The following is a 13162-nucleotide window of genomic DNA, read 5'->3' on the forward strand; positions in this document are numbered from 1 at the left end:
CCTCAGCCTTGATAGCTGTCGCAGAAGGCTTGCGCCTCGGCAACATCGAGAGTGCCTTCGTAGATCGCCCGGCCGGTGATGGCGCCGATGATCCCCGGCGCCTTGGCATCGAGCAGCGACTTGATGTCGCCCAGATTGTGGATACCGCCGGAGGCGATCACCGGGATCCGCGTGGCCGCGGCCAGCGCTGCGGTGTACGACACGTTGCAACCCTGCATCATGCCGTCTTTGGCGATATCGGTATAAACGATGGCGGACACGCCGTCGGCCTCGAACTGCCTGGCCAGGTCGATGACCTGCACGGTGCTGATTTCAGCCCAGCCGTCGGTGGCGACGAAGCCGTCTTTGGCGTCCAGACCGACGATCACCTTGCCCGGGAAGGCGCGGCAAGCCTGGGCAACGAACGCCGGATCTTTCACGGCTTTTGTGCCGATGATCACGTAGCTCACGCCCGCCTTGACGTAGTGCTCGATGGTTTCCAGCGAGCGGATACCGCCGCCGATCTGGATCGGCAGGTTCGGGTAACGCTTGGCAATCGCGGTGACCACTTCGCCGTTGACCGGCTGGCCTTCGAAAGCGCCGTTCAGATCGACCAGATGCAGACGGCGGCAACCACCCTCCACCCACTTGGCAGCCATGCTCACCGGATCATCGGAGAACACCGTGGAGTCTTCCATGCGGCCCTGGCGCAGACGTACACAAGCACCGTCTTTGAGATCGATAGCGGGAATAATCAGCATCTGGCAAACCTTAAAATTCGATTTTTCAGCTTCGCTCGGAAATCAGCTTTTCTCGAGCGCCCACAAGTCGCTTTCGATGCTTTCGAACCTCTCTTTGAGGTGCGCCTGCACATCGAAAATCGCCCTGTTGTAATAGTGTGGCGCAATTTCGCGGGTAAACAGCTCAAGGATTTCAGCCGCTTCGAACGAACCCAGATTCAGTTCGAAGCGATCTTCCATGAAGCGCTTGATCTTGTGATTCGCCTCGTTCTCCTGTTCGGGAGTGAGGGTCAGGATCGGCGGCTTCTTCTTGACGGCCATTTACCAGCGACCATCCCATGCAGCGAAGTTCTGCAGCAGTTGCAGGCCATGAGTATGGCTCTTCTCCGGGTGGAACTGCACGGCGAAACGCGAGCCATCAGCCAGCGCTGCGGCGAAGTCGACGCCGTAGTGACCGCCACCAACCACCTGCCGCGGATTGCCGGCAGCGATGTAGTAGCTGTGCACGAAGTAGAACCGCGCCAGGTCGGGAATGTTGTGCCACAGCGGGTGATCCACCGTCTGCTGCACTTCGTTCCAGCCCATGTGCGGGACTTTCAGGTGTTCGCCATCTTCGTGCAGGCCTTTGCCGAAGAACTTCACCTGGCCTGGAAACAGACCGATGCAGTCAACGCCATCGTTCTCTTCGCTATGGTCGAGCAAGGCTTGCATGCCGACACAGATGCCGAGAAACGGACGGTCCTGGCTGACTTCGCGCACCAGCGAGTCGAAGCCCAGGCGACGGATTTCCGCCATGCAATCGCGAATCGCGCCCACGCCGGGGAATACCACCCGGTCGGCTTCGCGAATCACGCTGGCATCGCTGGTGATCAGCACCTTGCCGGCACCGACGTGCTCGAGGGCCTTGGCCACCGAGTGCAGGTTGCCCATGCCGTAATCGATAACCGCGACCGTCTGCATCAGAGCACGCCCTTGGTCGAAGGCATTTGCCCGGCCATGCGCTCATCCAGCTCGACGGCCATGCGCAGCGCGCGACCGAACGCCTTGAACACGGTCTCGATCTGGTGGTGGGTGTTGTGCCCACGCAGATTGTCGATGTGCAAGGAGACATTGGCGTGGTTGACGAAGCCCTGGAAGAATTCCTGGAACAGGTCGACATCGAAGCCGCCGACAGTAGCGCGAGTATAGGGCACGTGCATCTGCAGGCCTGGACGGCCGGAGAAGTCGATCACCACGCGCGACAGCGCTTCATCGAGCGGCACGTAGGCATGGCCGTAACGACGGATGCCTTTTTTGTCGCCGATGGCTTTGCTGAAGGCCTGACCCAGAGTGATACCAACGTCTTCCACGGTGTGGTGGTCGTCGATATGCAGGTCGCCCTTGCTTTCGATATCAATGTCGATCAACCCGTGACGGGCGATCTGATCAAGCATGTGCTCAAGAAAAGGAACACCGATATCAAATCGGGCCTTTCCGGTGCCATCCAGGTTGATCGAGGCTTTGATCTGGGTTTCCAGAGTGTCGCGCTCGACGGACGCCTTACGTTCGGCCATCACCAGCTCCGCAAAATCATTGGGCGAAAAAGGCAGTCATTATAGGCTTGCGGACGCCAAACAGAAACACGAAGGACGATATCACTGACGAGCTGAAAACAGTGCTGTCAGTGATATACATGTCAGGACAAGCTGTCACTCATCGCTGAGCGAGCTTTTGTAGGAGCGAGGCTTGCCCGCGAGGCGACGCGTCTGACACACCCCGTCATCGTTCATCGCGAGCAAGCTCGGCTCCTACAGGTTGGTGTTAGTGGAACAACACCGCGGTCTTTTGCAGAGTTACCCAGACACCCCACGCCAATGGGATGCCCACCACCAGCCACGCAGCAACTGCCAACGGTACGCTGCCCGGCGAAGCTTTCCACTCCAGCACGGTGGTGCTGTTTGCGCCCTTGTCATGACCCAGCGCCTGTTCCGCGGCAAGCTCGGCGTCGGTCATGAAGTGCTTGTCGGCCACCGGACGCACCAGCAGGTTACAGAGTAAACCCAGCACCAGCAGGCCCGCGAGAATGTACAAGGTGATGTCGTAAGCCGCCGCGCGCTCGACGCCAATGCTCAGCTGATACTCACGCAGGTAGTTCACCAGAACCGGACCGAGTACGCCGGCTGCTGCCCAGGCGGTGAGCAGACGACCATGGATTGCGCCGACCATTTGCGTGCCGAACAGGTCCGCCAGATAAGCCGGAACCGTCGCAAAACCGCCGCCATACATCGACAGGATGATGCAGAACGCCGCCACAAACAGCGCAATATTGCCCAGATGACCGAGGTTCGGGATCAACGCGTACAGTGCAAAACCCAGAGCGAAGAACACAAAGTAAGTGTTTTTACGACCCAGATAGTCCGAGAAGGTCGCCCAGAAGAAACGGCCACCGATGTTGAACAGGCTCAGCAATCCGGTAAAACCAGCCGCGATGACCGCGATCTGCCCCAACTGAGCGGCGTCCAGCTGGCCGAATGCCAGGCCATTGCCGAGCAGCTGACCGGCGAAAACTTCCTGCAGCAGCGGCGAAGCCATGCCAAGGATGCCGATACCGGCGGATACGTTCAGGCACAGCACCAGCCAGACCAGAATGAACTGCGGGGTTTTCCACGCGACGCTAACGTGCACATGGCGATGGGTAATCATCGCGTTGGCCGTTTTTTTCGCCGGCGCGGTCCAGCCTTCAGGTTTCCAGCCGGTTGGCGGAACGCGATAGGACAGCGCACCGCCGATCATGAATACGAAGTAAATCGCGGCCATCACCAGAAAGCTCTGCCACACGCCGACACCCGTTGACGAAGCGAAATGACTCATCAAGGCTGCCGCCAGCGGAGCCCCCACCATCGCGCCGCCACCGAACCCCATGATCGCCATGCCAGTCGCCATGCCGCGCTTGTCCGGGAACCACTTGATCAGCGTCGAGACAGGCGAGATATAACCCAATCCCAACCCGATACCGCCAATGACCCCGGAGCCGATCCACATCAGCCATATCTGGTGGGTATAGATACCCAACGCAGAAATCATCAGACCGCCGCACCAGCACAACGCCGAAACGACGCCAGCCTTGCGCGGGCCGGCGTGTTCCAGCCAACCGCCCCAAATAGCCGCGGAACAGCCGAGGAAGATGAAGAACAACGTGAAAATCCAGCCCAGCATAGAGATCGGCCAGTCACACTTGGCCGAAAAGACCTGTGCGATAAAACTCATGTCCGGCGCGCACGCCACCGCAGCGCTGATGCCCAAGGCTTTGGACAGCGGCAACCAGAACACCGAGAAGCCGTAGGCCATACCGATGCACAAGTGGATGGCCAACGCGGCCGGTGGTACCAGCCAGCGGTTGAAACCGGGCCTGGCAATGATGCGTTCTTTAGACAGAAACGCTGGCTGGGCGGCGAGAATGCCCGCCTCGGAGCTGGAGCTCATTTATATTTCCCCCAATGATTAATAGGGTCCGTCAGCCACCCTTCACCCACAGCCTTGGTGCACGCAGGCATGACCGTTTTATCGGGTGAAACTTCTAGAATGCGACATCAAGTCGCAGAAGGACGGACGAACTGCGAAAGGTTACCATTTGCCCATGACAGAAAAACCAAACTGACATCACCTTTTCTGCGTCATCTGCTCCTGTACTGCTCAAGGAAATCCCATGCCCATCATTGTCGAGTCGCTAAACGAAGCCACCTATCAGGATCAACAGGACCTGCAGAAGATCTATCGCGACGCCCCGGACTGGCTGTTGGCGCCGTTCCAGGACTATCTGCAACTGATCGAAAGCAACTTGCGCGATGGCACCCTGATCGTCGGGCGCTTCAATGACCGGCTGCTGGGGGCCGCGCGCCTGCAACGACAGCAAGATGTCTGGCATTTATCTCAATTGTGCGTACGAAAAATCACCCGACGTCGCGGTGTGGCCGAGCGCCTGGTGAGCGAAGCACAACGAATGGTTGAACAAACCGGTGCAAAACTGCGTCTACTGGCACCTGCCGGGCATCTGGAAGCGCAAGCGCTGGCGGCCAAGCTGCACCTGCCGCTGGATGTGCTCTAGTCGCGATCCATGACCAGTCGTCAGAATCGGAGCGCTATACTCCCCGGCTAATTTACGAATTTCGACACACTACAAGGACTCGCCCATGAAAGCGTTTGGCAAAATCCTGGGTCTGGTAATTCTCGGGCTGTTGCTGATCATTGTGGCTCTGGGCTTCGCTCTGACCCATTTCTTCGATCCCAACGACTACAAAGACGAGATTCGCCAGATTGCCCGCGATAAGGCCCATATTGAGCTGACGCTCAATGGCGATATCGGCTGGAGCCTGTTCCCCTGGCTGGGTCTGGAACTGCACGAAGCCGGCGTCGCGACTCTGGCCAACCCGACCAAACCTTTCGCCGATCTGCAGATGCTCGGTCTGTCGGTGCGAGTGTTGCCGCTGTTGCGCCGCGAAGTGCAAATGAGCGATGTCCGCGTCGAAGGTCTGAACCTGCGCCTGAGTCGCGACAAGAACGGCCACGGCAATTGGGAAGATATTGGCAAGACCGTGCCGGTCGCCACACCGGCTGACGCTGGCGCAACGACAGCCAGCGAGCCCGCGCAAGCCAAGCCTGCAACGCCCGACAAGTCTGCCCAGCCGGCTCGCCTGGATATCGACAGCCTGACCATGAACAACGCTCGCGTTGAGTACGTTGATGAGCAGAGTGGCAAACAATTCAGTGCCGAAAGTATTCAGCTGAGCACCGGCGCGATCCACGATGGAACGAACATCCCGGTCAAGCTGACCGCATTTCTGGGCAGCAACCAACCTGTGCTGCGGGTCAGGACCGAACTCAACGGTGACCTGCGCTTCGACCGCGCGCTCAAGCGTTATCAGTTTGAAGACATGAAACTGTCCGGCGAAGCTTCTGGCGATCCACTGCAAGGCAAGATCGTGACCTTCGCCGCCCAGGGCCAGTTGCTGCTGGACATGGCGGCGAACATTGCCGAATGGAACGGCCTGAAGCTGTCGGCCAACCAACTGCGTGCACTGGGCGAGCTCAAGGTCAATGATCTGGACAAGACCCCGCAAATCAGCGGCGGACTGTCGATTGCCCAGTTCGACCTGGCAAAATTTGTCGACAGCATCGACCAGAAGCTTCCAGCCATGGCAGAAGGCAGCCTGAGCAAAGTCGAACTGGTCAGCCGTCTAACTGGCACGCCGACCAGTATCGCCCTCGAAGACCTGAGTCTGAAACTCGACGGCAGCACCTTCACCGGGCGCATCGCGGTCGACGATTTCGCCAAACAGTCCCTGCGCGTACAGCTCAAGGGCGATACCTTCGACGCCGATCGCTACCTGCCGCCGAAATCCGCAGAGGCCAATAGCGCCGCGGTGACCCGCCAGGCCGAAGTGAAAAGCAGCGAAGCCGCCGCCATGGCTGGTAACTCACCACTGCCCGCCGCACCGACCAAAGACGCCTGGAGCACTGAAAAACTGCTGCCGGTCGAACGCCTGAGCAAACTGGATATCGACGCTGACCTGAACTTCGGCCTGTTGACTCTCGACAAATTGCCGATCCAGAACGCAGCGCTGAAGGCTTCCGGCCAGGGCGGTCTGCTCAAACTCGAGAACCTGCGCGGCGACCTCTACAACGGCAACTTCGAAGCCGATGGCAACCTTGACGTACGTCAGCCAGTGCCGCTGTTGAGCATGCAGACACGCATCAACAAAATACCGGTCGAACGCCTCCTCGAAAGCCAGGGAAAAACAACACCGGTCAAAGGTCTGGTCACGTTGAACAGCAACCTGACTGGCAGCGGTAACAGCCAGAAGGCGCTGATCGACAGCCTCAACGGCACCACCAGCTTCCTCATCAACAATGGCGTACTGCTCAACGCCAACCTCGAGCAACAGCTCTGCCACGGCATTGCCACGCTCAATCACAAAACCCTCAGCAGTGCACCGCGGGGCAAGGACACACCGTTCCGGGAGTTCCAGGGCAGCCTGACCTTGCATAACGGCGTGGCCAGCAACCCGGACCTGAAAGTGCGCATCCCCGGCCTGACCGTCAACGGTAACGGTGACATCGATCTGCGGGTACTCGGCATGGATTACCGCGTCGGCGTCATCATCGAAGGCGACAAGAGCGACATGCCGGACCCTGCCTGCGAAGTCAATCAACGCTACGCCGGCATCGAGTGGCCACTGCGCTGCCGTGGTCCGCTGGAGCTCGGCGCCAAAGCCTGCCGCCTGGACAACGATCGCCTGGGCCAGGTCGCGAGCAAACTGGCCGGCGACAAGCTCAACGAAAAACTTGAAGAGAAATTCGGCGATAAAGTCAGTCCAGAACTGAAAGACGCCCTCAAGGGGCTATTCAAACGATGAAATCCGAGCAATTTTCAACGGCGGTACTGGACTGGTACGACCGCCACGGCCGCCACGATTTGCCTTGGCAGCAAGGCATCACCCCGTATCGGGTGTGGGTCTCGGAAATCATGTTGCAGCAGACTCAGGTCAGCACCGTGCTGAACTACTTCGACCGTTTCATGGCGTCCTTGCCAACGGTCGAAGCCCTGGCTGCCGCCCCCGAAGACGAAGTGCTGCACCTGTGGACCGGCCTGGGTTACTACACCCGCGCCCGTAATCTGCAGAAGACCGCGAAAATCATCGTTGCCGACTACGCTGGAGAGTTTCCCCGCGACGTCGAAAAGCTCATCGAGCTGCCCGGTATCGGTTTGTCTACTGCTGGCGCCATCGCCAGCCTGAGCATGGGCCTGCGCGCGCCGATCCTCGACGGCAACGTCAAACGGGTGCTGGCGCGCTTTACTGCGCAAGAGGGCTACCCGGGCGAACCCAAGGTCGCCAAACAGCTGTGGGCCAACGCTGAGCGCTTTACACCCCACACCCGGGTCAACAACTACACCCAGGCAATGATGGACCTTGGCGCGACGCTCTGTACCCGCAGCAAGCCCAGTTGCCTGCTTTGCCCGCTGGAAAGCGGCTGCCAAGCGCACATGCTTGGCCTGGAGACTCGCTACCCGGTCCCCAAGCCGCGCAAGAGCGTCCCTCAGAAGCGCACCCTGATGCCGATGCTGGCCAACCGCGAAGGTGCCATTCTGCTTTATCGGCGCCCCTCCACGGGCCTGTGGGGCGGTCTCTGGAGCTTGCCGGAGCTGGATGACCTCGGCGACCTGGAACATCTGGCGCTGCAACACTCGCTGGAACTGGGCAAGCATCACGAACTGCAGAGCCTGATTCACACCTTCAGCCATTTCCAGTTGGCTATCGAACCCTGGCTGGTTCAGGTCCATACGTTCGGCCATCACGTGGCCGAGGCCGACTGGCTCTGGTATAACCTCGCCAACCCGCCGCGCCTGGGCCTTGCCGCCCCGGTGAAAAAGCTGCTGAAACGCGCGGCCGATGTATTGAACGCAGGAGAGTTGTCATGACCCGCACCATCATGTGCCGCAAGTACAAAGAAGAACTGCCCGCCCTCGAACGCGCTCCGTTTCCAGGCGCCAAAGGTGAAGACATTTTCAACCACGTTTCCCAGAAAGCCTGGGCCGACTGGCAGAAGCACCAGACCCTGCTGATCAATGAAAAACGCCTGAACATGATGAACGCCGAAGACCGCAAATATCTGCAGGGCGAAATGGACAAGTTCTTTTCCGGCGAGGATTACGCCAAGGCCGAAGGCTACGTTCCACCCGCTGAATAAACCCGTCGCAGAAGGTTTAGGCTGTAAGCGACGGTAATAATTAAACATTTTTTCAAATCGTGCTTGACGACCCCCTGAAAAACCCGTTTAATGCGCCCCGTTGCCCAGATAGCTCAGTCGGTAGAGCAGGGGATTGAAAATCCCCGTGTCGGCGGTTCGATTCCGTCTCTGGGCACCAAATACCGAAAACCCTGAATCGCAAGATTCAGGGTTTTTTTATGCCCGCGATTTGGTGAGGAACTGTTCCCGTCACCATCGAGGTGCCTTCCCCCCTCTCGCTACGCCAGCAAGCGCCTGGTAATCAGACTTCCTTGGTGCCTGACAGAACCGTCCGCATGCTTTAGCGGAAATGGATGACATACGCTGATTATTTCATTGGGCAGAATTGGAAGACGAGCTACCGCATCACCGGGAGCAGATACACAACAGGAATGTAGACAATGACGGAAGCCGTTAAACAAGACATCGAAGCCGCCGAGCTTTTTACTGAACAAGAAGTCAGAACCTTCAGCTTTGATGCTCGGCAGTCAACATTGCTTCACACGTTCGCCGAAGAACTGGCCGCCATCGGCGGGCCGCAGGCACCAGGAGCCAAGTCCAGGGCCTCTCTGGCAGCCACCGAATTGAAGTTCTCGTTTTCGAAAGACCAATGCGAACTGCTGGGTGCCTACTCCGATGGCCTTGTTTCCCTGTTGATCTTTGAAGGGCTGCAAAAAATCACCGATATCAGCCCTCCAAATGAACTACCAGACCTGACATCCCTGGAAAATCGATACGAAGTCCTTTGCCTGGCCGCCCGAAATCAGATTTTGTTGGAACTGGTAGATAACAATGCCTTTGCCTATGACATAGACAACGAAGGAAAACTGGTTCGATTGGTGGCCAACTTCAAGGGTGGCGGACTCACCAAAATCAATGCCGAACTGCAAGTCAAAGAACTGAGTTCCCATTTCGGCCTCGCGCTCGGCCCGCATACCGAGGCGCCTTACTGGTGCGCTGTGAACGCGAAAGACGGGCACTCGCCCTCCCCTTCGTCGCTCATACTTTCCGCCCTGTGGAACCCGAGCCTGGAACCCACACGGGTCATTCCACTGCCTCCCATACTCGAAAAAATTGGCATCACCAACTGCCTCGCACTGACCACGGGTAACTTCCAGTTCACTCGTAGTGACTCCTTTGTCAGTGGCAAAGGGGAAGATGGTCGCAACGTTTCGATTCTGGAGTTCGACGACAAGGTCGGGTTCGCAGCCCGCTTCAATTCGTATCGCTTTTCGGTCAATGACAACACTTCGACCTTTGTCAAAACGGCTTACACCGCCCTTTGCGCAGGTGTGGGCGAAGCAACTCCGGCTGAATACACGCTGACCCAGGAATCGGCCATGGCCATCAATAACACCCGGGCTCTGCACTGTCGCGATGTCATCAAAGACAACAGACGGGTTTTGGTTCGTCTTTTCGGACTTTCAAAATTTTCTTCCCCTATCGTTATTTCAGAGGACCCGTTACTGCTGCAGGGCTGATTCTTCAAGTGTTCAGGCTGTTGAACGACCAGTCATGTGATGACTGGCCAATAACTATAAAAGAGAGAATGTAATGTCTTGGGATGTCATTGGCATGTTGGCGCTCGTCGCTTTTTGCGCCGGCTTTTTTGATGCTATTGCCGGTGGCGGCGGTTTGATCACCTTGCCTGCATTGTTTCTGGCCGGTGTAGATCCGATCAGCGCCATTGCAACGAACAAGTTCCAGGCCGCTTCGGCAACTATTTCGGCAACCGTAACTTTTGCTCGCAAGGGCATGATCGAGTGGCGCGAAGGCCGCTTCCTGGTTGTCTGCGGATTCATTGGCGGTGCCAGCGGTGCCTTGCTGGTCAGTTCTATTGATAAGCGCTATCTGGAAGTGTGTGTGCCCATCATGCTGATTCTGGTGGCCGTCTATTTTGCCTTCTCTCCCAAACTGGCCAATGAAGACCGGCGCAAGAGAATCGGCATTCTGCTTTTCTCGTTTACCGTGGCGCCGATCCTGGGCTTTTACGACGGCATATTCGGCCCCGGTGTAGGCTCATTCTTTATTGTCGGGTTTGTCCTTCTCTGCGGCCTGGGCATGATGCGGGCCATGAGTTTCACCAAGCTTGCCAATGCCTCATGCAACCTGGGTTCTCTGTCGGTTTTTATCACCAAAGGGGTGATTATCTGGCCGATTGCCATAGCCATGGCTTTGGCGGCCTTCATCGGTGCGCAGCTTGGCGCACGAGCCGCTGTTCGGGTCGGCCCCCGGTTAATCAAACCCATGTTGATCGTAGTCTGCTGCGCATTAGCCATGAAGCTGTTGAGCGTGGAAACCAATCCTTTACGCGTTGCGGTCCTCCACTCATTGGCATCGTCATGATCTGGACCGGCGCCGACCAGCTACCAACAGTCATACCTCACAGCGCCAGCGCCCTTGGCGCTGTTCACCTTGGGCGCTGGCGCCTCTGCCTGCATCGAATCTTGATCACGACAACCGGACAAGCCAACACGCCAAACCGAAACGCCTAGTTTGCAGCGTTCCAGTGGAAGACCAGATTGCGTGCAGCGCCTTTGCCGACCTCGGCGGTATCACGTCGTACTTCACCATTACGCGTCGCGACAACGGTGTACTTGCCAGCAGGTAGCTGAACGTAAACCAGAGGACCGGCCTGACTCAGGGTCAGCACGGTTTTCCCCGGGGCGCTCTGAATGACCACATCTACGTCGGGAACATATTTATTCTCCGTCCCGGTGGAGAAGGTCATGTGCAGGTTGTAGCCCTTGGTTTGCTGAATGGCCTTTGACTCATCCTCGCCGATACCGCCAGACAGGTAGGTGATCCCGTTTTGCTGTTGCTGCTGGACTTGCACAGCTGAACTGTCGATCGGCTCAACGCTGGCAGCCCGCAACATGACTGGAAACACCAGTAAGCCGGCAGCGGCGAGGGGTAGCATGAATGAATGGACGTACCTCATGATGACGACTCCCGGGTTCCACAGAACCCTATCCGTTACACCATTGTTGATTGCTGACCGAGGATCAGGGTTTTAGATCGATTCGAACTTGAGCTCAGTGCGAATCGAACCAAACATTCAGTACACCCGAATCAGACCCTCCGGTAAGTGACGCACTGCATTGCGTCGCGCGCGCGACCGCCGACTCCAAAACGTTGCGCAACGCGAACGTTGAAGTTCATTCTTGGGCTCGTCATCGCCAGGGCTCAGCCCCATGAATCTACACAGCGTACCCTCCACGCTCAGGCCAGAATCGTCAGCCACAGAAACGCAAAGCGAGCCCTTCAAGGAACCTGCCGCCGACGGCTTTATCCTTGGCGGCTTCACCTGGCGACACGCCCTCGTGGACGCAATGCGACCGGTAGTCATCATCAACGCCGCCACCTCAGTGCGCTGCCGACACTACTCGCGCTTCGCCGATTACCTGTTCGCCAATGGTTTCGACGTCATCACCTATGACTACCGCGGCATCGGCGAGTCTCGTCCGACATCGCTGAAAGGACTTCAGGCTTCATGGACCGACTGGGGCGCGCTGGATTTCGAAGCGATACTCAAACTCGCTCAACGGGAGTTTCCCGGCCAACCCATCGACGTGGTCGGCCACAGCTTCGGCGGCTGTGCGGCGGGGTTAGGCGCTTCCGGGCACGTGATCCGACGCCTGGTGACAGTCGGTGCGCAGTTCGCCTACTGGCGCGACTATGCGCCTGCCCATCGCTGGCGGATGTTCGGCAAGTGGCACCTGCTGATGCCATTGGTGACGCTGGTTTGCGGATATTTCCCCGGCAAACGCCTCGGCTGGCTGGAAGACACGCCCGCCGGCGTGGTTCGCGACTGGAGCACGCCCACCGCCCACTACGAGAGGCGCCCCAGCGGTCGCGCCATCCACGCCAGAAACGGCCGACTGCCCTTCGCCAGCGTCACCGCACAAACGCTGGCCATCAGCCTCAGCGACGATCCCTATGGCACAATTGCTGCCATCGAACGCCTGCTCGGCTACTTCACCGGCAGTACAAACACCCACCTGCGAATCGCCCCAGAAGACATCGGCGAAGTGGAAGTCGGACATTTCGCCTTTTTTCGCAGCCCTTACCAAGCCACACTATGGCCCATTGCATTGTCCTGGCTGCAAAACGGCGAGCTGACACCCGACACCCCCGGGCGTCGAGTGCCACGCAGCTGAGTGGCCTGCCCTCTCAACGGAATACGGAACGACGCCCATGGCATCCGCGAACAAACAACACAAACGCGCTACCCGCGCTAAAGCGAAAGCCAAGCAGAACCGCACTCAACGAGCCGCCGCGCCGGTCGAGTTGGACCCGAACGACGATCGCATCGACTTCGAATCGGTGGATCTGACCGAACTGTTCAAAAAAATGATCGACGCCGAAAAAACCAGTCAGCAAGCGATGTGCACGACCTTCCTGGAAGACCCGCTGTTGGAACTGGTGTACGAACAGGAAGGCGAAGACGGCGCGACCGACTTCATACTCGCGGCACTCATCGAGTATCGCCAGTGGTCCACGGAGGCGGACGAGGCAACGGCTCTTGCCTGGATCGAATCTCCAGCCTTCCAGGCTGACTATGTGGCGGCCTCGGACGCATTGCTGAAGTCGTAACGCTAACTTTTTCGAATCGACAAAAAACGGCCGCCGTCATCACTGACGGCGGCCGTTGTCGTTTACCGCCTTTTCCTGCCGAT

14 protein-coding genes and 1 tRNA gene are annotated in these 13162 nt (G+C 58.2%); 9 read left to right on the plus strand and 6 right to left on the minus strand.

Annotation, left to right across the window (positions count from 1 at the left end; translation table 11 throughout):
- Window positions 1-2: 2 nt before the first annotated feature.
- The 5 genes from hisA to AC07UI_RS21260 form a co-directional block, all read right to left on the minus strand.
- Entirely contained in the window at window positions 3-740 is a 738-nt protein-coding gene (gene hisA, locus AC07UI_RS21240) for a 1-(5-phosphoribosyl)-5-[(5-phosphoribosylamino)methylideneamino]imidazole-4-carboxamide isomerase (RefSeq protein ID WP_494994354.1), read from the minus strand.
- Between the two features lie 42 nt (window positions 741-782).
- Window positions 783-1040: a DUF2164 domain-containing protein gene (locus AC07UI_RS21245; protein ID WP_494994355.1), complete on the minus strand. Its 258-nt coding sequence runs from the start codon at window positions 1038-1040 to the stop codon at window positions 783-785.
- Entirely contained in the window at window positions 1041-1679 is a 639-nt protein-coding gene (hisH, locus tag AC07UI_RS21250; protein ID WP_494994356.1) for an imidazole glycerol phosphate synthase subunit HisH, read from the minus strand.
- Complete coding sequence (gene hisB / locus AC07UI_RS21255) at window positions 1679-2272, minus strand: imidazoleglycerol-phosphate dehydratase HisB (protein WP_494994357.1); 594 nt, start codon at window positions 2270-2272, stop codon at window positions 1679-1681. The genes hisH and hisB overlap by 1 nt, the downstream gene beginning before the upstream one ends.
- Before the next feature lie 247 nt (window positions 2273-2519).
- Window positions 2520-4181 carry an OFA family MFS transporter gene (locus AC07UI_RS21260; protein ID WP_494994358.1) on the minus strand — a complete coding sequence of 554 codons (1662 nt, stop codon included), beginning with the start codon at window positions 4179-4181 and terminating at the stop codon, window positions 2520-2522.
- Window positions 4182-4404: 223 nt separating this feature from the next.
- Here AC07UI_RS21260 and AC07UI_RS21265 point away from each other — a divergent pair, with 223 nt between their 5' ends.
- The 7 genes from AC07UI_RS21265 to AC07UI_RS21295 all read left to right on the plus strand — a co-directional run bounded on the left by AC07UI_RS21265 (window position 4405) and on the right by AC07UI_RS21295 (window position 10829).
- Window positions 4405-4803, plus strand: coding sequence for an acetyl-CoA sensor PanZ family protein (locus tag AC07UI_RS21265; RefSeq protein WP_494994359.1), 399 nt, complete (start codon window positions 4405-4407; stop codon window positions 4801-4803).
- 85 nt (window positions 4804-4888) lie between these two features.
- Window positions 4889-7111: an AsmA family protein gene (locus AC07UI_RS21270; RefSeq protein ID WP_494994360.1), complete on the plus strand. Its 2223-nt coding sequence runs from the start codon at window positions 4889-4891 to the stop codon at window positions 7109-7111.
- A complete protein-coding gene (gene mutY / locus AC07UI_RS21275) occupies window positions 7108-8175 on the plus strand; it encodes an A/G-specific adenine glycosylase (RefSeq protein WP_494994361.1) in 1068 nt (355 codons plus the stop codon). Before AC07UI_RS21270 ends, mutY begins: the two co-directional genes overlap by 4 nt.
- Window positions 8172-8444, plus strand: coding sequence for an oxidative damage protection protein (locus AC07UI_RS21280; RefSeq protein ID WP_494994362.1), 273 nt, complete (start codon window positions 8172-8174; stop codon window positions 8442-8444). The genes mutY and AC07UI_RS21280 overlap by 4 nt, the downstream gene beginning before the upstream one ends.
- Before the next feature lie 102 nt (window positions 8445-8546).
- Window positions 8547-8622: transfer RNA gene (locus AC07UI_RS21285), tRNA-Phe, on the plus strand.
- 262 nt (window positions 8623-8884) lie between these two features.
- Window positions 8885-9964 (plus strand): hypothetical protein, encoded by a 1080-nt coding sequence (locus AC07UI_RS21290; RefSeq protein WP_494994363.1) that lies wholly within the window; start codon window positions 8885-8887, stop codon window positions 9962-9964.
- Between the two features lie 73 nt (window positions 9965-10037).
- Window positions 10038-10829 carry a TSUP family transporter gene (locus AC07UI_RS21295; RefSeq protein WP_494994364.1) on the plus strand — a complete coding sequence of 264 codons (792 nt, stop codon included), beginning with the start codon at window positions 10038-10040 and terminating at the stop codon, window positions 10827-10829.
- Between the two features lie 145 nt (window positions 10830-10974).
- Here AC07UI_RS21295 and AC07UI_RS21300 read toward each other — a convergent pair whose 3' ends face one another.
- Window positions 10975-11424 (minus strand): carboxypeptidase regulatory-like domain-containing protein, encoded by a 450-nt coding sequence (locus AC07UI_RS21300; RefSeq protein WP_494994365.1) that lies wholly within the window; start codon window positions 11422-11424, stop codon window positions 10975-10977.
- A gap of 253 nt (window positions 11425-11677) precedes the next feature.
- Here AC07UI_RS21300 and AC07UI_RS21305 point away from each other — a divergent pair, with 253 nt between their 5' ends.
- A complete protein-coding gene (locus tag AC07UI_RS21305) occupies window positions 11678-12643 on the plus strand; it encodes an alpha/beta hydrolase family protein (RefSeq protein ID WP_494994366.1) in 966 nt (321 codons plus the stop codon).
- Window positions 12644-12680: 37 nt separating this feature from the next.
- A complete protein-coding gene (locus AC07UI_RS21310) occupies window positions 12681-13079 on the plus strand; it encodes a hypothetical protein (protein ID WP_489076552.1) in 399 nt (132 codons plus the stop codon).
- Window positions 13080-13162 lie beyond the last annotated feature (83 nt).

The sequence above is a fragment of the Pseudomonas sp. GW821-FHT04C07 genome, assembly GCF_059420325.1.